This is a genomic window from Leptospira wolffii serovar Khorat str. Khorat-H2, from assembly GCF_000306115.2.
GTDB classification, from domain to species: domain Bacteria; phylum Spirochaetota; class Leptospiria; order Leptospirales; family Leptospiraceae; genus Leptospira_B; species Leptospira_B wolffii.
In genome coordinates, this window is record NZ_AKWX02000007.1 from 582847 (window position 1) to 605437 (window position 22591).

The 22591-nt window shown below is 46.8% G+C and carries 18 protein-coding genes; 16 read left to right on the plus strand and 2 right to left on the minus strand.

Annotated elements, in window-relative coordinates; genetic code table 11:
• Positions 1 to 143 precede the first annotated feature (143 nt).
• From LEP1GSC061_RS06925 to LEP1GSC061_RS06935, 3 genes are read left to right on the plus strand one after another with little or no spacing between them, the layout of a single operon-like run.
• Positions 144 to 2393 (plus strand): PAS domain-containing sensor histidine kinase, encoded by a 2250-nt coding sequence (locus LEP1GSC061_RS06925; RefSeq protein ID WP_016544370.1) that lies wholly within the window; start codon positions 144 to 146, stop codon positions 2391 to 2393.
• Entirely contained in the window at positions 2390 to 2833 is a 444-nt protein-coding gene (locus LEP1GSC061_RS06930; RefSeq protein WP_016544654.1) for a response regulator, read from the plus strand. The genes LEP1GSC061_RS06925 and LEP1GSC061_RS06930 overlap by 4 nt, the downstream gene beginning before the upstream one ends.
• On the plus strand, positions 2830 to 4260 hold the full coding sequence (locus LEP1GSC061_RS06935; protein ID WP_016545016.1) for a histidine kinase dimerization/phosphoacceptor domain -containing protein: 1431 nt from the start codon (positions 2830 to 2832) through the stop codon (positions 4258 to 4260). Before LEP1GSC061_RS06930 ends, LEP1GSC061_RS06935 begins: the two co-directional genes overlap by 4 nt.
• On the opposite strand, the gene LEP1GSC061_RS06940 is transcribed toward LEP1GSC061_RS06935, so the two are convergent.
• Entirely contained in the window at positions 4261 to 4749 is a 489-nt protein-coding gene (locus tag LEP1GSC061_RS06940) for a four-helix bundle copper-binding protein (RefSeq protein ID WP_040508117.1), read from the minus strand.
• Between the two features lie 178 nt (positions 4750 to 4927).
• Here LEP1GSC061_RS06940 and LEP1GSC061_RS06945 point away from each other — a divergent pair, with 178 nt between their 5' ends.
• From LEP1GSC061_RS06945 to LEP1GSC061_RS06955, 3 genes are all read left to right on the plus strand, one after another.
• Positions 4928 to 5968, plus strand: coding sequence for a GGDEF domain-containing response regulator (locus LEP1GSC061_RS06945; RefSeq protein ID WP_016544180.1), 1041 nt, complete (start codon positions 4928 to 4930; stop codon positions 5966 to 5968).
• Positions 5969 to 6045: 77 nt separating this feature from the next.
• Complete coding sequence (locus LEP1GSC061_RS06950) at positions 6046 to 6960, plus strand: alpha/beta fold hydrolase (RefSeq protein WP_016544953.1); 915 nt, start codon at positions 6046 to 6048, stop codon at positions 6958 to 6960.
• Between the two features lie 150 nt (positions 6961 to 7110).
• Positions 7111 to 7482, plus strand: coding sequence for a hypothetical protein (locus LEP1GSC061_RS06955; RefSeq protein WP_016545034.1), 372 nt, complete (start codon positions 7111 to 7113; stop codon positions 7480 to 7482).
• 2 nt (positions 7483 to 7484) lie between these two features.
• Here LEP1GSC061_RS06955 and LEP1GSC061_RS06960 read toward each other — a convergent pair whose 3' ends face one another.
• The gene (locus tag LEP1GSC061_RS06960; RefSeq protein ID WP_040508118.1) at positions 7485 to 8258 is read right to left on the minus strand and encodes an exodeoxyribonuclease III; all 774 of its coding nucleotides are present in this window, start codon (positions 8256 to 8258) and stop codon (positions 7485 to 7487) included.
• 65 nt (positions 8259 to 8323) lie between these two features.
• Here LEP1GSC061_RS06960 and hisD point away from each other — a divergent pair, with 65 nt between their 5' ends.
• The 10 genes from hisD to hisF are packed head-to-tail and all read left to right on the plus strand — an operon-like array spanning position 8324 to position 22571.
• Complete coding sequence (hisD, locus tag LEP1GSC061_RS06965) at positions 8324 to 9616, plus strand: histidinol dehydrogenase (protein WP_016544290.1); 1293 nt, start codon at positions 8324 to 8326, stop codon at positions 9614 to 9616.
• Positions 9613 to 10464 carry a pantoate--beta-alanine ligase gene (gene panC, locus LEP1GSC061_RS06970; protein WP_016544441.1) on the plus strand — a complete coding sequence of 284 codons (852 nt, stop codon included), beginning with the start codon at positions 9613 to 9615 and terminating at the stop codon, positions 10462 to 10464. The genes hisD and panC overlap by 4 nt, the downstream gene beginning before the upstream one ends.
• 5 nt (positions 10465 to 10469) lie before the next feature.
• Positions 10470 to 13910, plus strand: a complete 3441-nt coding sequence (gene mfd / locus LEP1GSC061_RS06975) for a transcription-repair coupling factor (protein ID WP_016544536.1) — start codon at positions 10470 to 10472, stop codon at positions 13908 to 13910.
• A 48-nt stretch (positions 13911 to 13958) separates the two neighbouring features.
• Complete coding sequence (locus LEP1GSC061_RS06980; protein ID WP_016544660.1) at positions 13959 to 14696, plus strand: lipoprotein LipL31; 738 nt, start codon at positions 13959 to 13961, stop codon at positions 14694 to 14696.
• Between the two features lie 20 nt (positions 14697 to 14716).
• Entirely contained in the window at positions 14717 to 15643 is a 927-nt protein-coding gene (uppP, locus tag LEP1GSC061_RS06985; RefSeq protein ID WP_016544994.1) for an undecaprenyl-diphosphatase UppP, read from the plus strand.
• 29 nt (positions 15644 to 15672) lie between these two features.
• Positions 15673 to 18618, plus strand: coding sequence for an LPS-assembly protein LptD (locus LEP1GSC061_RS06990; protein WP_040508243.1), 2946 nt, complete (start codon positions 15673 to 15675; stop codon positions 18616 to 18618).
• A 4-nt stretch (positions 18619 to 18622) separates the two neighbouring features.
• The gene (locus tag LEP1GSC061_RS06995; protein ID WP_016544308.1) at positions 18623 to 20038 is read left to right on the plus strand and encodes an undecaprenyl-phosphate glucose phosphotransferase; all 1416 of its coding nucleotides are present in this window, start codon (positions 18623 to 18625) and stop codon (positions 20036 to 20038) included.
• An 18-nt stretch (positions 20039 to 20056) separates the two neighbouring features.
• Complete coding sequence (gene gatC / locus LEP1GSC061_RS07000; RefSeq protein ID WP_016544295.1) at positions 20057 to 20347, plus strand: Asp-tRNA(Asn)/Glu-tRNA(Gln) amidotransferase subunit GatC; 291 nt, start codon at positions 20057 to 20059, stop codon at positions 20345 to 20347.
• Positions 20344 to 21807 carry an Asp-tRNA(Asn)/Glu-tRNA(Gln) amidotransferase subunit GatA gene (gene gatA / locus LEP1GSC061_RS07005; RefSeq protein WP_016545014.1) on the plus strand — a complete coding sequence of 488 codons (1464 nt, stop codon included), beginning with the start codon at positions 20344 to 20346 and terminating at the stop codon, positions 21805 to 21807. Before gatC ends, gatA begins: the two co-directional genes overlap by 4 nt.
• On the plus strand, positions 21804 to 22571 hold the full coding sequence (hisF, locus tag LEP1GSC061_RS07010; RefSeq protein ID WP_016544996.1) for an imidazole glycerol phosphate synthase subunit HisF: 768 nt from the start codon (positions 21804 to 21806) through the stop codon (positions 22569 to 22571). Before gatA ends, hisF begins: the two co-directional genes overlap by 4 nt.
• The last annotated feature ends 20 nt before the right edge of the window (positions 22572 to 22591 follow it).

Genomic DNA, 22591 nt, shown 5'->3' on the forward strand with positions numbered 1-22591 from the left:
ATGTAGCCCATAAGGGTTAAATTTGGTCAAATTATGTAATACTAAGAGATATTTAGAGATAATTTGTAAATTATGCTTGAAAATATCTAAATTTCGCCATAAATAAGAGTCCCTGCGGAACGCATATTCCAAGGGATTCTTGCATGGAATCCACCTCCAAACAATCCGAAACCGATACTTTGTTATCGGAAAGAAGGGAACTCGCTGAGTCCAGGCTGAACTATATCCTTTCTCATACGCCTATTATCTTCTTCTCCACGGATAAAAAAGGAATCTTGAACTATGCTTCCGGTCGCTTCTTGGAAAAGATCGGGCTTTCCGCGGATTCCATGGTGGGATCTTCCTTTTTGGATTACGATTGGAACGCGGAATTTAGGCAATCCGATGGAACGAGCCGTTTCATAAAACCGGCGGAGGCATTGGGGCTCGTTTTAGGCGGCGATGGGGAAGTGGTCGCGGAAACCGTTTTCGCCTCCCGATTTTTTTCCTTTCGACTCTCTCCTTCCAAGGATGAATCGGGAAGAACCAACGGTATGATCGGAATTGCGATCGATATCACCGACCAGAAACTTGCGGAGAGAGAATTTGCGAGCCGCACCTTAGATTATAAAACCGTAATAGGTGCTTTACCTGTGATCGTTTTTTCGATTTCCCGGGAAGGAAGGATACTGTTAGCCGAGGGAAAAGGCCTGGAGAGATTGGGATTTCAATCCGGAGAAACCGTAGGGCAGACGATTTATGAGAGAGCGGAGGCTAGACCGGAAGCTTTGGAGGCTTTTCATAAGGCGCTCGCCGGTGAGGAAAGTTTTTATCAATCCGTACAGAACGGAAGATTTCTAGAAACGAGAATGTATCCTAAGATTCGAAACGGAAAGGATACGGAAGAGGTTTTGGGGATCACTTACGATATTTCCGATCGTCTCGTTTACGAATCCAAGGTCCGGGAAAGCGAGGAGAATTATCGCAATCTTTTCCAGAATAATCCGCAGATCATGATCCTTTTCGATCGAGAAGAATTCAGGGTGGTGGCGGTAAATCGAACCGCTATCCAAATTTACGGGTATTCAGAGGAAGAATTCGTAGGAAAGCCGATTCTGGAACTGCGTTTGCCCGAGGATAGGGAAGAAGTCCGAGATAAGATTCGAAATCTGGAGATCGGTCCGAACTTTTTCCAAGAAGTCAGGCATATTAGAAAAGATGCAAGTATCATTCATCTGGATCTAGTCACTTCCATGATGAGATTCGGTGGAAAAGATTGCGTTCTCGTATCCGGGACGGACGTCTCCGCCAGAGTGGAAACGGAAAAACAAAACAGATTCAACCTGGCGGTTCTTTCTCAAGTGAGCGATGCAGTCATAGCCCTGGATAACCGTAGAAAGATCGTTTATTATAACGAGCCGGCCGCCTCACTCTACGGGATCGGATCTGAGAATTATATAGGACGTCATTATACGGATCTATTCACTCCCGAATGGTTCAGTGAAAAAGATAAAGAAAATGCCATGAAAGACTGGGATTTGGAGGGTACCTCCAAAATAGAGTTGGTGCATGTGCTTCCTTCTGGTCGTAAAATTGCTATTGAAACGAACTTTAAGAGATTCCAAAGCGAAGGAGAGGACGAACCCGGAGTGATCATGGTGAATCGGGATATCACCGAAAAGATTGCATCTAGGAATTCCTTGCAACAGGCTTTAAGGGCTTTGGAAAAAACAAATAAGGAATTGGAACAGTTCGCATACGTCGCCTCCCACGATCTCCAGGAACCTCTTAGAACCATCGCAAGCTATCTGCAATTGTTGGAGAGGAAATTCCAAGAGGATATCAAACCGGAGATGCGTGAATTCATACGTATTTCAGTGGAAGCCGCAAAAAGGCAGCAGGGACTGATCGAAAGTCTTCTGAGCTATTCTAGAGTGGGCGCTTCTTCCCTGAAGAAGGAAAAAATATCTTTGCACTCCGTCTTGGAGGAAGCAGTAAGAGATCTATCCTCCGTTCTTTCGGATAATTCGGTCAAATTGGAGATAAAGGGAGAACTTCCCGAGGTGTATGCGGATTCGGATCAGATTCGCAGGTTACTCACCAATCTCATATCGAACGGAGTCAAGTTCCGGTATCCGAATAGGGATCCGATCGTTTCGGTTTCCTCGCGAAAAATTCCGGGGTTTTGGGAGTTCGAAGTCTCCGATAACGGCATAGGCATGGATGCGAAATACTTCGATCGAATCTTTATTATATTTCAAAAGCTGCATGTTCGAACCCAGTATCCGGGAACGGGTATCGGCCTTTCGATCTGTAAAAAAATCGTGGAGAATCACGGCGGGAGAATATGGGTGAAATCCTCGATAGGAGAGGGATCCCAATTCTTCTTTACTCTCCCGGAGGTGAATGGATGAGCGCTGCCAGAAAGAAATACTTCGATATCCTTCTCGTGGAGGATAACCCCGCGGATGTTCGGTTAACGATGGAAGCCTTGGGGGATCTGGAATCCGAAAAGCGATTATTCGTTGCCAAAGACGGAGAGGAAGCGATGGATTTCGTAAAAGGAGAAGGGGAATTCGTAGGATCTGCCCGTCCGGATCTGATTCTATTAGACCTGAATCTGCCTAAGAAAAACGGTTTGGAAGTCTTGGAAGAATTGAAGTCCGATCCGGACTATAAAAGAATCCCGGTGGTGGTATTGACCACTTCCGGATCGGATCGGGACGTGATCGAGACTTTCAATTTGCACGCGAACTCATACATACAAAAGCCGGTGGAATACGAAAATTTTTTGGAAGCGATGGAAAATCTTAGGGTCTATTGGTTCCGGACGTCTCGGTTACCGCCCAAATGAATGCAAGAGTAGTATCTACTAAAGAAAAACAAATTCTCGTAGTCGAGGACAATACAGACGACTCCAGATTATTCGAGATTCTATTACACGAAGCGGATCCTAACGGAATCCGTCTTCGTTATTGCCTGACTATTTCGGACGCATTAAGCGAATTGAACGAGTATTCTTCCGAAATAGATTGCATCATCCTGGATCTCTCTCTTCCGGACAGTTTCGGTTTGGACGGTTTCGAGACCCTCAAGAAGAATTTTCCTAAGATTCCCATCGTGATCTGTTCCGGATCGGAGGACGAAACTCTGGCCACCGAAGCCTTGAAAGCGGGAGCCCAGGATTATCTGATCAAGGGCAAGTTCGATTCCTTGCTACTATTCCGTTCCATTCTATACGCGATCGAAAGGCATTATATGCTCTCCAAATTGGAGGAGCAATCCTATATGCTTCGGGAAAGCGAAGAAAGATACAGACTGATCTTCGAAAACAATCCGCATCCGGTCATTCTTTACGATTACGACACTTACGAGATCGTGGATTCCAATCAGGAAGTCGAGAAAATCTACGGATATAGAAGAGAGGAAGTGAAAGGATTGAGATTTCATAATCTTTTTGAACTTCCGAACGGAAAGAGGGAAAATCATATTCCCATTCTGAATTACGGCAAGAACGAACCGGAAACCCATCATCATAGAAGAAAGGACGGAAGTCCTCTGCTCGTGGAAAATACCTCCTACCGTTTCCGATTGCGCGGGCGAGAAATCGTACTTGCGATTCTCGTCGATATGACCAAGTGGAAACAATCCGAAGATAGTCTGATCCAATCTCTAAGAGATAAGGAAGCGATGCTCCAGGAGATCCATCATAGGGTGAAGAATAATCTTCAGATCATGGCGAGTCTTTTGAACTTGCAGGCGAATTACGCGAAGAATAAGGACGTGATCCGCGAACTAAAGGATACGGAGAGTCGTATCTATTCCATGTCTTTGGTACATAACGAATTGTATAATTCCAAAAATCTTTCGGAGGTAGGTTTGAGCGCTTACGTGGATAAACTTTTGGATAATCTTTGGAACGTATACGGGATCGGACAAGGGGTGAAAAGACTGGTAGAAGTGGGAGATTTGAGTCTCGCCGCCGAAAAGGCTTTGCCCATCGGCATGATGATCAACGAGATCGCAACTAACTCCATCAAATACGCCTACGGAGAAAAGAAGGTGGGAGAGTTTTATATCCGGGCCAAATCCGGGAAGGGCTCTTTTCGGTTGGAAGTGGGGGATAACGGCAAAGGGATCGCTAATTTTTCGGAAGTGGAAAATAAGGAGACTCTCGGCTTCCAGCTGATCCGTATTTTGTCGAAACAGCTGAAAGCTAAATTGGATATCCAAACCGGTTCCGAAGGAACACTATATAAGGTGGAATTTCCTTTTCTCTAGTTAGGCGGCGATGATCTTTTTGAATTCCTCGATGCACGCTTTGCAGGAATCGGAGCAATCCTTGCATTCCTGGTGGTGATCCGCGTGTTTATCGCATTGAGCAGCGCATCTTTCGCAAGACTCCAGGCAGAGGCTCGCGAGTTTCTTGGTTCCCGGAGACTTACGGGAAGCGAGCTTTATGAAAGCTTCGCAAAGAGCGGAGGTCTCCTCCACGCTTCTCAGGCAATTGGCCATTTCCTGATGACCTTCTCCTAGGAATTCTATGCACATATTGATGCAGATTTGGCCTTTGACCACGCATTGAGCCGCAGCGTCTATAGCTCCTACCGGTTGTTTGGAAGCTTTTGGGGCCTGTTCTTTTTTTGAGCCTTTCTTTCCTTTTTTAGGATCATGTTCATGATCGTGGGCGAAAACGGACGCGCTTGCCATGGCTGCAAAAGCGGCTCCTGTCCATCCCAATAATTGTTTTCTGGAAATCTCTTTCTCCATTCTAATTACTCCTAGAATGCTCGCAAGGGTATCTTGGTGGAAACTTTTCGTCTCTCAAAAACGGCGAAATCCGGGGAAAAAAACGGCTTTCTTTCCGAAACTTTCCCCTTAGGCTTGGAAAATTCTTCCCGGTAGTAGCTCGGATTTGAAACCCTCGTCAGATGATTTTATAGTGAAGATGTTGGAACCGACAAAGGAACAAAAAACGGCTAACCTCCAGACCGAGACGGATCGAATCCTAATTCTGGACGATGCGCCGGAAAATTGCCTGCTTGTAGAGAGAATCCTAAAGAAAGCGGGCTATTCGGATGTGGTCTCCACTCAATCTCCGGAGACGGCCTTGGAATGGTTGGGTTTGTCCGGCAATCCTGAGAACCAAAAAGATATTTCCCTTCTTCTCTTGGATATACTCTTGCCCGGGGGGATGAACGGTCTGGATATTCTCAAGACCTTGGGATCTAAGGAAGAATTCGCCGATCTCCCCGTAATCATTATCACCGCCATTCATGACACTCAAACTTTGGAGTCCGCTTTCGACTTGGGAGCGGTGGATTATGTAACGAAGCCTTTCGATGCAAACGAACTCAGAGCCAGAGTTCGCTCTGCTTTGAGACTGAGGCACGAGATGCTCCAAAGAAAGCAGAGAGAAAAGGATCTGGAAGAAATCACGGACAAACTTTCGGAAGCCTATCAGACATTACTTCGGGTTTCCCGTACGGACGGACTTTCCGGAATCTGGAACAGAAGATTCTTCGACGAAATCCTGGAAGTGGAATGGAAGAGATCTTGCAGAGGATCCAAGCCTATTTCTCTACTTCTATTGGATATAGATTATTTTAAGAAATACAACGATACTTACGGACACCAAGCGGGAGACGAATGTATCCGCAAAGTGGCCGGCGTCCTAAAAAATACCGCAAGAAGGGCGGGGGATTTTCCGGCCAGATACGGCGGGGAAGAATTTGCGATCATTCTTCCGGAAACGGATTCGGGAAAGGCACTCGTAGTCGCAGAAACGATTCGAGCAAGAGTCCAGGATCTGAAGATCTCCCACGAAGCGTCGGACGTTTCTCCTTTCGTTTCCGTGAGTATTGGAATCGCCTCCACGGTTCCCGATAAAAAAAGCAATCATCTGGACAAGCTTTTGGAAGAATCGGATAAGGCCTTGTACCGTTCCAAAGAATCCGGAAGAAACAAGGTCACCGTTTACTCCGACTAACTGCGTTCCTATACTTTCCTCTCCTAGTTTGTAATCGACTTCCATTTCCTTCTGTCCGAAGATGGGCCCGAGGAATCATGCCTACCGAATTCGAAAGAAGAAAGATCCAAGCCAACGGTTTGGAGTTCGAGGTCTTGAAATTGGGTCGGGGTAAGAACCTGGGCCTTTTTCTACACGGCTTTCCCGACGACGCCAGATCCTTTTTACCGTTGATGGAAAAATTCTCGTCTGAGGATTTCACTTGTTATGCTCCTTTCTTAAGAGGCTATTCCAAGGGTTCCGTTCCGGAAGAATGGAAATCCGGGAAGAATAGAACCGTTTCGATCGCGGATTTGGCCGAAGATCTTGATTCTCTTTTGGAAAGAATCAAGCTAAAGGAAAAGCCGGATAAGGTTCTTGTCCTAGGGCATGACTGGGGAAGTATTGCCGCTTACGGACTCGCCAATCTTTCTCCCAGTTCTTTCGATATCTTAGCTACCGTTTCCGTACCTCCCTTGCCTGTTTTTCTCAAGAATCTATTCTTACATCCTTCTCAACTTTTACGGAGTTGGTACATTCTGTATTTCCAATTGAGGTTGGGTATTCCGGAGAGATCCATTCTGGAAGGAAACCTATTGCGAAAGCTTTGGAAAGATTGGAGTCCGAATTGGGCGATCCCGGAGGAAAGATTTAGGGAAGTAGGACAGAATCTAAAGGATGAGGAAATTTTAGGGACGGCTCTCGGTTATTATAGAGGGTTACTCACTCCCGATTCCTTTCGGGATTGGAATCGAAGTAGGGAATTGGTGTTTAGAAAGATTTCTCTTCCTTCAGTGATTCTTTCCGGAGACAGAGACGGTTGTATCGATAAGGATATGTTTGAAGGTTTGGAAACTTCTTTCCGAGCTCCTTTCGAGTTCCATATAGTTTCCCGGTCGGGTCATTTCCTTCCCTTAGAGAATCCGGACAAAGTCTTTTCCATCGTTCTGGATTTTTGGAAAAGATACTCTTGAGAGCGACTTGAGTCCGATTCTTCTTCTAAAATCTGCAAATCAGGCGGATTTTTCCCTGATTTCGTCATTTTTTTTCTCGAAATGGAAATTTGTTTGCGTTGCACTAAGTCTCATCTGTTAATACACGATAAGATAGAAAGAGCAAGTACAATGGCTATATTGGACAAAATCGTACAGGAGTTTAAGAATCGTTTCTTCGAAACGGTTAAGGTTCCCGTACAAGTTCATTCTTCTTCCGGAGATTTTCCCGCAACTTGGGAAGGGATCGAGGGGACCGCTTTAAGTTTTACCTTGGATCGTTTCCATCCGGAACCGGAAGGAATGAATGCGATCATAGAAATCAAGGTCCCGTTTTGGAAGGACCCTTTATTATTCTCGGGAAAGCTTTTGGATAAAAAGGTGGTTCGTTCCAAATCTCCGGAAAGAATTACGGATACCGTTTTGGTTTTCGAATCTGAACTTTCGGATTTTCTAAAGAAGAATCTCCCAAAGATAGATCTAAACCCAAAGCCCAAGAAATAATCCTATTTCTTGGGTAGGTCGATCTCCAGAATCATGGCGGCATGATCGGAGATCACCGGGTCCTTCTTCACTTCCAGTTTTTTTAATTTTCCTTTTAGTTCGGGAGTTACGAAGAAATAATCGATTCTCCATCCCTTATTATTGCCTCTGGCTCCCGCGCGAAAAGTCCACCAGGTATATTCCTGTTTTTCAGGATACAATTGTCGAAAGCTGTCTACCCATCCGGTTTCCAAAAATTTAGAAACCCAGGCTCTTTCCTCAGGTAAGAAGCCGCTATTCTTCGCGTTGCCTTTAGGATCGTGTATGTCTCTTTCCGTATGCGCTATGTTTACGTCTCCGCATAGTATCAGATTGGGATGTTTCTTTTTTAACTTCGTGGCAAGTTTCAGGAACTCGTCCAGGAATCTCATTTTAGCGGCTTGGCGGATGTCGCCCGTTGTTCCGGAAGGAAAGTAAACCGTCCAAATCGCATAAGAGTCGAATTCCGCCAGAACGCTACGACCTTCGCGGTCGAATTCTTCCACTCCGATCCCGTAGGTAATCTTTTTAGGTTCTTTTTTGGTCCAGAGTCCGACTCCCGAGTATCCCTTCTTTTCGGCGGAATGGAAATAGGCCTTGTATCCGAGCTGGTCCCAAATCTCCGAAGAGAGTTGGTCCGGTTGAGCCTTAGTCTCCTGGAAACATACGAAATCCGGCTTTTCGGAGGAGAGCAGATCTCCCAAGCCTTTTCCCCAGGCGGATCGAATCCCGTTGCAATTTAAACAAAAAACTTTCATAAGCGTTCGAAACCAACCCAGGATTTTCGGGATGCGAAGTCCGGGCAAAGAAAAAAAATGTCCTTATGGGCATTCGCATCCGAGAAGTGGACCGATCCTTCGATTTCGAACCCGTTTTGCAGAGGGCAAAACAGGATTTGACCGAGACAAGCCGCCTCGTTGGGCCGATCCTTGAATCGGTCCGAACGGAGGGAGACAAGGCCCTCCGGGAATTCACTCTTCGTTTCGATAAACTGGAGCCAAGTTCCTTCTATCATCCGGTTTCGGAATGGAAGGGATCCATAGACTCCGAGCTCCGTTCCGCTTTGGAAAAAGCCAAGCAAAACATCGTAGAATTTCATAAAGCCCAACTTCCTAAGGATCTGGACGTGACCGTTTCCGGAAATAAATTAGGAATTCGTTATACTCCCATCGAATCCGTTTCAGTTTACGCTCCCGGCGGAAAGGCGTTATATCCTTCCACCATTCTTATGGGTGTGATACCGGCAAAGATTGCAGGAGTGAAACACGTGCAGATCGTCACTCCTCCCCAAAAGGAAGGGATCCCAGATGGTTTATTTGCCGCGGCTAAGATTGCCGGTGCGGATGCGATCGTCACCGTGGGTGGAGCCCAAGGTATCGCCGCAGCCGCTTATGGAACGCAAACCGTTCCCCGTTCCGAGTTTGTGATCGGACCCGGAAATAAATTCGTCACTGCCGCTAAGATTCTATTAAGCGGACAAGGCCAGATAGGAATCGATAGCCCTGCCGGTCCGAGCGAGGTACTCGTGATCGCGGACGATTCCGCAAATCCGAATTGGGTGGCCGCCGATCTTCTTTCCCAAGCGGAACACGGAGAGGACTCCGCCGCAATCCTTTGTACGGACTCCATGGAGTTCGCAAAAAAGGTGGCGGATGAAATCGAGAAGGCGTTCATAGAAAGACCTAAGCGTTCCGAAATCAAGAAAGCTTCGATAGAGAACGAGAGCTGGATATTCGTTTTTCCTAATTTAGAAGAATGTGTGGAATTCTCTAATCGTTACGCTCCCGAACATTTGGAAATTCAGACTAGAAATTTTTCGGATCTTTTCCGGAAGATCCGCCATGCGGGATCGGTATTTTTGGGACCGTATTCTCCCGTTGCCATGGGAGATTATATCAGCGGTACGAATCATATTCTTCCTACCGCAGGAGGGAGTAGAATCTATTCTTCTTTGGGAGTGATGACCTTTTTAAAACGAGTGACCTACCAGGAAGTTACTAGGGAATCTCTCGCGGATTTATATCCGTATGTTAAGACTCTTTCCGAATTCGAAGGATTGGACGAGGAGCACGGCAATTCAGTGAAGGTTCGTTTGCCTAAGGAAGGAGAGAAATGATCGTTTCCAAAGATCCGAACGAGACTAGGAAGATCGTTCGCAACTGGAAGGCAGATGGAAATTCGGTGGGATTCGTTCCTACTATGGGTTTCTTGCACGAGGGACACGCCGATCTGTTCTCCCGTTCCGTCTCCGAGAACCGAAGAACGGTAGTTTCCATTTTTGTAAACCCCGCCCAGTTCAACGATCCGGAAGATTATGATAAGTATCCCGTAAATACGGAAGGTGATTTGGAGATCTGCCGTAATGTGGGAGTGGATCTGGTCTATCTTCCCGAAAGGGACACCGTCTATCCGGGAGGAGTTCCTGCAGTGGATCTGAAGGTCCCTCATCTTATGAGAAATTTGGACGCGACTACTCGGCCCGGCCATTTCGAAGGTGTGCTTCTCGTTTTGTCCCGTTTCTTTCATACTGTGGAGGCGGATCGTTCTTATTTCGGAAAGAAGGACTACCAACAATATATGGTGGTGAAGTCTTTTGCCAAGGCCTTGGGGTTCCCTATGGAGATCGTAGGTGTGGATACGGTTCGTTCTTCCCAGGGACTCGCTTTAAGTTCTAGAAATGCGAGACTTACGGAAAAAGAGAAAGAAGAAGCGCTTCTTCTTTCTCGGGCTCTTAGGTTAGGGGAGAATCTGATCCGCCAGGGAGAAAAAGATCCTTCCGAGGTGCTTACGGTCATGCGGGACGTTTTGGATTCTTCGGCTTCGATTCGTGTGGACTATCTGGAAATATTAAACGCAGAAACATTAGAAGAATTGCAAATACTTAAAGGCGAGATACTACTCGCTGTGGCAGCCTTTTTGGGGCAGGTGCGTCTCATCGACAATCTTACGGTCGAGGTCCGCTGATCCATATGGCCAAATCTGCCTCGGCTTCCGCGGATTGGAAGAAGCTTCTTATAGACCTATTTTCCGATTCCAAGATTTCCCAATTCCGGGTCTGTTCCGTCCCCAATTCCGTATCTTCTCTTCTTGCTTCGAGTATATTTTCCTCCCGCAAGGAATCGATTCTTGTAGTAGCTCCTACGAATACGGAGGCGGAGTTTTTATACAGAGAAGCTCTTAGCTATTCGGATCCGAGCGAAATTTCCTATTTACCCGGTCAGGAAGTTTTACCCTACGAATACATGCGTTATCCCCAGGAGATGAAGCGGGAAAGGATCAAGGCGTTGGCTCGGATTCTTTCCGGAGAAAAGGTTCTCGTCTTCACCTCCGTTTCGGGATTCTTAAAGACTCTTCCCGATCCTTCCGCTTTGAAGGATAGATCTTTGCGCGTGAGCGTGGGTCAGGAAATCCAACCGGAGCATCTGATGCGGGAACTCATCCGCCTGGGTTACCATAGGGCGGATGTCTGCGAGGCCTTCGGGGAATTCAGTATGAAAGGGGGGATTCTGGACGTATTCTCCTCTTTTTCCCCCGAGCCGGTTCGTATAGATTTCTTCGGAGACGAAATCGAATCCATACGTATATTCGATCCAGAAACCCAGAGATCTCTGGAATCTTTGGAGGAAGCGTTACTCTTACCCGCCGACGAATTCGTTCTGACCGATTCGCAAAGGATAGCGTATCGTAAATTATTAACCGAAGCTGACTCTTCCCTGCATCTTCCCGAGATTCCGGACGAATCCGGGGGAACATATTTCGAGGAGCTGGTTCCTTTGATCCGGGAGAATCGAGGGCTTCTCTCCTATTTTTCCAAAGAGCCTCTACTTATCTTTCCGGATCCGAACGGGGTAAAAGAAAGATTATCCCATCTCGAACGAGAATACGGAGCCTTATACGAGAAAAGGAGCCGAGAGATTTTATGCGCCCCTCCTGCGGTTCTCCTCTCCGAAGGAAAAGAAAAGGAGATCTTGGAAAGCGGAAGCGGGATTTCCTTTACCCAATTGCCTCCTAACTCGGATAAGGACTTAGTTTGTCCTCTCAAGGACGCCCCCGCCTTTAAGGGGAAAATCCGAGAAGTCCGGGAGAAGATTAACGAGCTCAAAAACGAAGGCGGATGGAGGATCATACTCACTTCCTCTTTCGAAGCTCAAACGAAAAGACTTTTGGGTCTATTCGAATCGGACGGGATCCGTCTATTGAATCCCGAAGCGACCGAACCGGAGAAGATTTTCATTCCATCCAAAGGAAACGGAGACGTATACTTGGCGGTCTCGGAGATCCGCAACGGATTTCGTTGGGAAGAAGAGAAACTCCTTCTTCTTTCTGAAAACGACGTCTTTGGCAGGGATTATAAACGCAAGACTAGATTCAAAAAACAGAATAGTAAAGCTATCCAAAGCTTCCTGGATCTGAAGGAAGGGGATTTCGTAGTCCATGTGAACCACGGTGTGGGAAAATTCCTGAAGATAGAAAGGGTGAACGCAGGCGGGAAGGAAAGGGACTTTCTCAAATTAGAATACCACGGAGGAGATACTCTTTTCGTTCCGTTGGATCAGATCTCTCTTGTCCAACGATTCGTGGGCGGGACGGAAAGGCCGCGTCTGGACAGTCTGGGCAAAAGCACTTGGAAAAAAACCAAAGACAGAGTGCAAAAGGCCGTGGAGGGTCTCGCAGAGGATCTGGTCAGGATGTACTCCAACCGGATCAAATTACAGGGTTATTCTTTTCCTCCGGATACCATCTACCAGGAAGAATTCGAAGCCGAGTTCGAATATGAAGAGACACCGGATCAGATAGAAGCGATAGAGGCCGTCAAAAAGGATTTGGAATCTCCCCGACCTATGGATCGCCTCGTCTGCGGAGATGTGGGTTACGGTAAGACGGAGGTCGCTATCCGGGCCGCCTTCAAAGTTGCGATGGCGGGACGTCAGATTCTGATGTTGGCCCCCACCACCATTCTTGCATTACAGCATTATAATAATATCAAAAAGAGATTCGAGAATTATCCTATAACCGTGGAGTTGATCTCCCGATTGAGGACTCCTGCGGAAACCAGGGACGTTCTTAAGCGATACGCGGCGGGAAAGGTGGATATGCTGATCGGAACCCATGCTATTCTCGCAAATTCCGTACAACCCAAGAATTTGGGGCTTTTGATCATAGACGAGGAGCAGAGATTCGGAGTGAACCATAAGGAATCCATCAAGAAGATGAAGAATCTTGTGGACGTTCTCACTCTCACCGCGACTCCGATTCCCCGTACGCTTCATATGGCCCTGACAGGGATCCGGGAACTTTCCATTATCGCTACGCCTCCCAAGAACCGCCAGAGCGTGGAGACCTATGTGATCGAGGAGGACGAGGAAGTTCTCAGGGAAGCGATCCGCGCGGAACTCGCGAGGGACGGCCAGGTTTTTTATCTCTATAACCGGGTCGAATCCATCGAACAAGAAACGAAGCGGTTAAACGAAATCGTTCCGGAGGCTTCGGTAGGAGTCCTCCACGGCCAAATGACCGAGGACGAGATAGAAGAAACTCTCGTGGATTTTTACGCCCGGAAATTCGATATTCTCGTCACTACTACTATCATCGAATCGGGTATAGATATCCCGAACGTCAATACTCTCATCGTAAAGAGGGCCGATCTTTTCGGTCTTTCGCAGCTTTATCAGATCCGGGGCAGGGTAGGAAGAAGTGACCGTAAGGCGTTCGCCTATCTTCTCTTGCCAAAGGACAGAGTCGTTACGGAGGATGCGGAAAAGCGTCTGAATACGATCTACGAATACCAGGAATTGGGTTCCGGTTTCAAAGTCGCCATGAGGGACCTGGAAATACGGGGCGCCGGAAATCTGCTCGGGAAAGAACAATCGGGAGATATTATGGAGGTCGGTTTCGATCTCTATGTGCAGATGCTCGAGGAAGCGATTGCAAGGATCAAGGGAGAGGACATTCCGATCGAAGTACGCACTGCCATCAATTTGGAGTCGGATTTCTTCATTCCGGAGACCTATATTCCGGATACTCGCCAGAAGATAGAATTCTATAAAAGGTTTGAGGGTGCGAGAGATCTAACGGAAATCGAAGAGGTGGCAAAAGAGATGGAGGATCGATTCGGGGAACCGCCCGAAGAGGCCAAGACCTTTCTCATGTTGGAAAAGATTCGAACGCTCGCTTCCGGTTTGGGTTTCGAATCCGTATCCGAATTGGGAGAAGAAATACGGCTCAAGTCGGGCGCTCATTTTCTCGGAAGCTATGAAAAGATCGTGAATCTGATCTCGGCAAGAATGGGACTCACCATGAATCCTAGAGAACCGAACGTGCTCGTCTATGTTCCCGGAAAAGCCTCTCAAAAAGACAAACTTGTAAAATTAGTGTATTTTTTGACCGAGATGCAGCCTGACAAAAAGTAATGGACGCCGGGATAGGCATCACTACTTTTTGCTTAGGAATCTCCATAGATGAAACGGCTATTTGTAACTTTAAGCGTTCTATTCTCTTTAATCCTTTTCGCAGCTTGCGGAGACGGATCTCCCGTCATCGAGTCGATCGACGGCAATAAAATCACTACGGGAAGTTTCGAAGCGGCTTACGACACCGCTCTCGATACTTTAAGTCGCACCCAAAATATCGAAAAAAAGAATATTATCAAATTCTTGACCGAAAGCGAGGACAAGGTTCCTCAAGGATTCCTTCCTTTAAGAAACGAGTTTAAAAAGAGAAGATTCTTCGAAAACTACCGCCAGATGCTCGTTATCAAAGCGGCTGCAGACAAAGCGGGTTTCAGCAAGAGAAACGATATTAAAGAAATCTTAAAGTTCCAAGAGATGCAGTTGATCTCCAACATGTACATCACCGAGCAGATCGAATCCAGAATCAAAATTTCCGAGCAAGAATTGGAAGCGGGTTGTAGAGAGCTACGTACTAAATACAAGCAAGCGGAGACTTTGACTATCGAGCAATGCTATGATGCGGTTCGCGCTCAGATCAAGGGCGAGAAATCCAAGGCAGTCTACCAGTCCGTTTTGGATCGCATCAAAGAAGGTGTGTCCATCAAGCATAACGATAAATTCGATTTGGAAAAATACCTGGATCAGGACTTCATCTTTCCCGGAGTGAAAAAAGAGGAGGCTGCAGCTCCCGCTCCTGAAGCGGCTGCACCTGCAAGCCAGACTCCTCCTCCTGCGGAAACCAAGTAGAAGAACCTTTATTAATCGAATTGAATTCCTATCTAAACGCTATATTCCGTAGCATCATCGAAGCGGTTACGGAATTCCTACCGGTGTCCTCTACGGGGCACCTTTTCTTCTTTTCCTCCTTTTTCCCGTTTTCGGAAGGAGCCGAGTTCGACGATCTATTCGATATATTCATCCAGAGCGGCGCCATTCTTTCCGTTTTGGTTCTGTATCGTAGAAAGTTTCTGGATCAGACTGGGTCCGCCGTTTCTTACATTCTGGGAAAGAACGAGGACAAGAAGGGGTTCCAGTTCCTATTACAGGTCGTTCTAGGATGTTTGCCCATTCTTCTCGCAGGATTTTTGTTCAAGGGTTTCTTGGATAAGATCAAGGAAAGAGGGGATTTACTTCTGATTCTGGGGTTGGCCTGGTTTGTGGGAGGAATTTTGATCCTGATCTCAGAGTATTGGTTCCAGAAAAGAGCGACCGTGCAAACTCCTAGAGAGATCACCACCAAGGATGCGATCCTAATCGGAATCTTCCAGTGCATAGCCCTCATTCCGGGAGTTTCCCGTTCGGGCGCGACTATCGTGACCGCGCGTTTTTTGGGAAAGGATACGCGTCATTCCGCCGAGTTTTCCTTCTTTTTAGCGGTTCCCGTTCTCTTAACCGCGGGAGCCTATAAACTTTACAAGCATAGGCATATACTGAATGCGGAGAGTTTGCCCATTCTTCTCCTGGGATTTTTCGCTTCCTTTTTGCTATGTATCCTGGTCATTCGTTGGTTCTTAAAATACCTGCAGGCCCATACTTTCAATGCTTTCGGTATTTACCGGATCCTCCTGGGGGTCGCGGTGATTCTTTATTATAAGGCTTCTTTTTCCGGCTCTTCGGCTTTTATCGTACCGACTTCGCTTCTTGCGCAGGCTTGTAGTTTCGGAATCGGGCTGAAATTTGTGATGCAGGACTGAATCGACACTATAGTGTGGCTTTGATCGGAATGCGCCCCTGGATCCGAAATTGTATAATTCTTCTTTTTGTACCTGCCTTAGCCTGGGGACAGTCCGTCGACTCAGGCCCTAGGGGATCCCAAGCTTCCGAAATCGGAGAAGACGATACCCAAAGATCCGTAGTTAAAACCAGAAATCGTCTTCTCTCCAAATCCATCGAAGTTCTGACAGAAAGGGAAGTGGACGAGCAATTGGAAAACCTGGGCTTATCCAGGGAAGGCTCCATCTATACCAGACGAAAGCGACTGAAGGCGGCTTTGGGAGAGAAGGAAGACACCAAGCCCGAATTGTCGGACCTCCAACAAGCGAATAAGAAGGATCTCCCCATGGTGATCGAAAACGCTGCGGAAGGAGAACTCATGCGGGTGGACAAGACCAAGGGCGGAGTTTTGGTTTTAAGAGGTAGGGTAAGGATCAAATTGAGAACCGGAACCCTTGAAGCGGAAACGATTTCCGTGGATTCCGATCGCCAAGAAATCTATGCGGAGGGCGGGATCCAATACAACGATGGTCGTGTAAAGATCACCGGTGATAAATTCATCTACGATTATAAACTGGATAAGGGAGTCGTATATAATACGAAAGGTAGCGTTTCTCCCGCTTACTTCTTCGGAGAGAAGATCAAGAAGCTAGACGATAAGCGATACATGTTGGAGATGGGGTATTTCACCGCTTGTAACGCTGAGAAGCCGCATTATTCCTTTAAAATAGATAAGGTTATCGTTTACGACGATAAGACGATCGTGGGCACAAATGTCCGTTTCCAAGTGGGAGGAAACACGGTCTTCTGGCTTCCATTCTTCTATAATAATAATTTGGGAAACGGGGCCACCGCGCAAGCGGGTAAGAATAATACGCAAGGCTTGTTCCTACAAACTTCCTTCCAATGGTCTACAATTCCATCTTGGTCCTGGACTCCGATGGGGTACAAGGCAAGGGCCGATTTCTATGAAAAGACAGGCCAGGCGTTCCAGTTGGAGATGTGGAGACAAAGCGCTAACCTGAACTATCTCATCGATATCGGTTTTGCGAATCATAAGGCCTACCAAATCACATCCGGATTCGAGGATCGTTTCGCCAATTACGGATTGGGAACGAGTGCAGTCACGAACCAGGTGGATAAGGGGAATTATTGGGGGACCAATATTCCGAATATAGGAGAAGATCGCGATCCTTGGTGGAAAGGGCGAATATTCCTGAATCATAAGATGAATAATACGGAGAAGGACGTTACCCGTAACCTATCTATCCAATACGAGAATTTTACGAATCGTCTCTTCGAATACGAATACGGAAACAGATACCAACCTAGCAATAGTTTACAATCCTTGTATACTTATCGGGACGTGAGATTCGGATATGTGCGTAACAACCTCGAGTGGAAATTGGATTATACGGAAAACCGAGGGGACCTTTCCGTTAATATCAATATGAAGAGAAATATGCTCTTCTATAACCTTTCTCCTTTGGATAAATCCGGTTATTTTCCCACAGTGGACGTGCTTCCGTCCGTAACCATCAAGAATAGTTCCGAGATCGCCAGGCTCCCTCATTTTGAAACTCCTGTTTACTGGGACGTGTATTTAACGAATACGTTAATGAGATTTTACGGCGCTCCGGTTCGAGAACAGTTGAAGATTCCGACTCCGGACGGAAATTACCAGGATCCGAACGGAGATTATAAGGAGAATCTACTCCGGACCCAAACATTCCTTCAGGGAGAGACCGGTTTTCGTACTTCCATGAATTTGGGAAGTTATATCTCGTTTGCTCCTAACGTGTATTACGGAGCTAAGAAGCAAGCTGCGAACTTGCCGAGCGCAAGTTCCAGTTCGGTGAATACGAATTTCACCTCCTTGGAGAGAAGTCTTGCTCGGGACAGTTATCAGTATTTCCGAACCAATTCCACTCTGAGGATAGGGGCCCCCATTCTCTTCCTGAACACCACTTATAGAAGGTTGGAAGCGGAAAAACCGGAACTTCAGGATCCGATTCTGATGAAGAACCGCCAGCACGAATTGGAACTTTCCCTGGAAAGTTATGCTTTGGAGAATTTCGAGATCTCCTTGAAGACCATCCGAGACTTGAGAAATTTCTCAGACGAATACCAACCCCAGCCAACAAGCAAGGAGCGTTGGTATTATACTGTATTTAGATTCGGCGGTTACTTGGATTTCTTGGACGGTTTCAGTAAAAGAAAAAGAAGTCTACTCGAAAGAAGAAGAAGCTTTTATACCGGATTGTATTTTAATAACGACTTCGTATATCATACCCCTTTGGGACGACCTCTTTCCAATAACCTGACTGTTTCCTATAAGATGGGGGGATTCCGACTTCCTCTGCTTAGGTATATCCGCGAATTGGAAGCAGGAGGAACTTGGTATCATATATATTATGCTTCTATGATGGATAACTATAGATTTTATCTAAAGGCAAGCGTGGACATCACCCGGGAGCTGGGTTTCGAGGCAGAATTCGATTCCAGGGTTACGGAACCTTGGAGATATACCAATCAGACGGATAATTATTATTATCAAAGATACATTCTTAGTCAGGATCCTACGGCTCCTTTCACTTCCATGAATATGACCTCCACTACCTTGGGGCAGGACATCATAAACGGAACGGGAGTTAACGGAAGCCAGGCGCAGCAGAATACCGCCTTGAACATCAACCGGGTTATGGGTATCATCAAATATAATCTGCATACAGTAAATCTTCGTTTAGGGTTGAGCAGCGATCTTAGAACCGTTCCCGGGGGAACCACGGGAGCGAGTCAGGTGACTTTCTACGATCAGTCCATATTCTTCTCCCTCTCCTTGACGGATTTCAATCTGGGACAGGAAGACTCTGCTCAGCTAACTCGTATGCGTTTGTATCGTTTCAGAAAACGTCCTTTACGGGCGGGATACGTGGAAGGAGTGGAATCAGAATAATCCCATGCTGAAAGAAAGAAGCCAGACCTTTAAGTTATTATTCGTCTTTCTGGACGTATTCTTTTCCTTAGGAAGTTGTGCGTTCGCATTCTTACTCCGCTTTCATATCATGGATCCGAGCGGAGCGGACCGCGCTTACGTGGATGTGGGAAGTTATCTCATTCTATCATTGGTCCTTTCCGTTTCCCAGGTAGTTGTCTTCCTATTCATTGATCTCTACCATCCTCGTAGGGGACTTTCTTTTGCGGACGAGTTCCTCGCGATTTCGGGAGGGGTCTTCCTGAACTTATTTCTGGTCCTCTCCCTCCTATTCTTCTTTAGAGGAGATTTCGGAAGCGAAAGATTTTCCCGTTCCTTCATCATCGCATTAGCGATCACGAATACCTTTTCGATAAGTTTCCTACATTTTCTGACGCGGCAACTCCTAAGATATCTGAGAAGTAAAGGTTATAATTTAAGAAGGGTACTGGTCATCGGAGTAAGGGAGACTGCGATGCGCTTCGCGGATTCAGTGCAAAGACACCAGATTTACGGTTACGAGATCATCGGCTACGTGAGTTCCAAACTTCCGAAAGCGATCCGAAAGGACATGAAGATCGTCGGCAAGGCGGATAAGTTCGAAAAGATACTCGACGAAACCAAGCCGGACCTCGTGGTATATGCCCTGAATAACGCGGAAGGGGATCATCTCCAGGATGTTCTGGACGCCTGCGATCAGGAAGGGATAGATCTAAAGGTGATTCCCGGATTCCAGGAATTCATAAAGGCCAAAGGTAGGGTCGACGAGATGGACGGGCTGCCCGTCATTTCTATCCGAAATATCCCCGTACGTTTGGGCTATAATAGGTTTATTAAACGAAGTTTCGATATCCTATTTTCTCTTTTCTTCATTCTAATATTTTCTCCGTTCTATCTGCTTATGGCGCTTCTGGTTAAACTCAGTTCGAGGGGGCCAGTCTTCTATTTGCAGGAAAGGGTCGGTTTGGACAATAAGAGCTTTAAGATGCTGAAGTTTAGAAGCATGGTCGTCCAGGAAAAATCCAAGTCCGAGACCACATGGACGGTTCAGAACGACCCTCGCGTGACCACGATCGGTAAAATTCTGCGCAAGACCTCCCTTGACGAAACACCGCAGTTTTTTAACGTGCTATTAGGAGACATGTCCGTGGTCGGGCCTAGACCGGAAAGGCCCCATTTCGTGGAGAAATTCAAGAATGATCACAGACATTATATGAGAAGGCACGCTGTGAAGGCCGGAATCACCGGGCTTGCCCAAGTAAAGGGTCTACGCGGAGACACCTCCATAGACGAAAGAATCGCAGCGGATATCTATTACATAGAAAACTGGTCTCTTTGGTTGGATATAAAGATCATATTACTGACTCCTTTTAAAGGCGTCATGGACAAGAATGCATATTAAAGGAAAGGGGTAAAGGCAATGAATCTCAACGAAGAATCCTTACAGAAAATAGCCGAACTTTCTAGATTGAAAATCGATCCGAAGGACATCCAAGCCTTCCTTTCCGATTTCAATAAGGTATTGAACTACGTGGATACGATCACCGAATTGGACGTAAGCTCGATTACCGAAGAGGAATTATATCCTAACGAAGGAAATGTCTTGAGAAAGGACGTAGTCGTAGAGGGCTTGAGTCGCCAACAGATAGAGTCTTTTGCTCCAAGTTTTCAAAACGGGTATTTCGTAGTACCGAAGGTGATCGAAACATGAAAGACTATTGGAAACTCAGTTACTCCGAAGTCAAGGCCGGGTTGAATGCCGGAACCTTCACCGCTACCGAACTCGTGGAATCGTTGATATCCCGAATCGAGTCCGAGGACTCCAAGGTGAAAGCCTTTCTATCCTTTGAAAAAGAGGCGATTTTAAAAGCGGCGGCTTCGAGCACGGAAAGAAGAAAGGCGGGTAAGCCTCTCTCCGAGTTCGACGGTATTCCCATCGGCGTTAAGGATAATATCTGCATCCAGGATACTCTGACCACTTGTGCCTCTAAAATATTAGAAAATTATAAATCTCCTTTTCATGCCACCGCTATCGAAAAGCTTCTAGAAAAAGGATTCGTGTTGGTCCCGAGAGCGAATATGGACGAGTTTGCGATGGGCTCCTCCACCGAAAATTCCGCCTACCAGATCACTAAGAATCCGTTCGATACTTCCCGTATTCCGGGAGGATCTTCCGGCGGATCCGCCGCGGCCGTGGCGGCTTCTTTCGTTCCTGTGGCTTTAGGATCCGATACGGGAGGTTCCGTGAGACAGCCCGCTTCTCTTTGCGGAATTTACGGTCTCAAGCCCACTTACGGAACCGTTTCCAGATACGGACTTGTCGCTTACGCGTCTAGTTTGGATCAGATCGGGCCTTTATCCAAGGATATCCAAGGAGTGGTGGATGTTTATTCCATTATCTCCGGAAAGGATCCGAAGGACGCTACTTCCAGAAACATCCCTCCATTCGATTCTTCTAAACTAGAATCCCTTTCCTTACAAGGGCTCAAGATCGGTAAGATGAAGATAACCCCGGAGATCTCTCCGGACGTAGCAAAGGCCTACGAGAATCTATTGTCTCAATTGGAATCCAAAGGCGCCAAATTGGTAGAATTGGATTTTTCCCTTCTTTCCAATTCCATTCCTATCTATTATATCATCGCGACCGCGGAATGTTCCTCCAACCTTTCCCGATTCGACGGTATCCGATTCGGCGCTAGAAAAGACCCGAACGGAAAACTGGAGGATCTATACGTTACGAGTCGTAGCGAAGGCTTCGGTAAGGAGGTGCAAAGAAGGATTCTACTCGGAACATTCTCGCTTTCCGCAGGATACTACGACGCGTATTACGGAAGAGCGCAGAAGGCGAGGGTACTGATCCAAAAGGAATACGCAAAGTATTTCTCTCAGGTGGATCTGATTCTACAGCCTACTTCTCCTACGACAGCATTCCAAGTGGGGGAGAAAACCTCCGATCCTATCCAAATGTACAAGGCGGATATACTGACCACGTCCGTGAATCTTGCCGGAGTTCCCGCTTTGTCTTTACCGATCGGAAAAGACTCTAAAGGACTTCCGATCGGTCTACAGGTAACCGCTCCTATCTTGGGAGAGGCGAAAATATTCGGATTCGCTAAAACGATTTCCGAGTGGCCTGATTTAAAAGTTGAATTACCGGATCGCATCCAATGAGTGAACTCGCCGCGAGAATCATTCCCTGTCTGGACATTAAGGACGGACGAGTAGTCAAGGGTGTGAACTTTGTGAACCTAATCGATGCGGGAGATCCTGTGGAATCGGCGGTGGCTTATGAAGAAAATCTGGCGGATGAATTATGTTTTTTGGATATCACCGCATCCAGTGATAAAAGGGATATTCTCATTCATTTGGTAGAGGCCGTTGCCGAGAGAATCTTCATCCCTTTCACGGTGGGCGGTGGAATCCGAAATTTGGACGATGTAAAGGCCGTTTTGGAGAAGGGGGCCGACAAGGTTTCCATCAATACGGCTGCTTTCCAAAACCCGGATCTACTCCGGGCAGCCGCGGAAATTTATGGATCCCAGTGTATCGTTTGTGCAGTGGACGTTAAGTTTCATCAGGAAAGAGGAAGGCATGAGATCTTCCTACACGGTGGAAGAACGGAAACCGGACGGGAAGCGTTGGATTGGGCCATGGAGGCTCAAGAAAAGGGAGCCGGGGAAATTCTGCTCACATCCATGGACAGGGACGGAACCAAAAAAGGTTTCGATATCCCTCTTTTGAAGTCTTTTTCATCGAGCTTGGAGATTCCCATCATAGCGAGCGGTGGAGCGGGGAATCCGGAACATATGGTAGAAGCCATTTTAAGGGGAAAAGCGGATGCGGTACTCGCAGCTTCTATTTTCCATTTTGGAGAATTCACTATCCGTGAGACGAAGGAGAATATGAAAGAGATGGGGATTAAGGTCCGCCTATAATCCCCAAACTTCTTTCTATC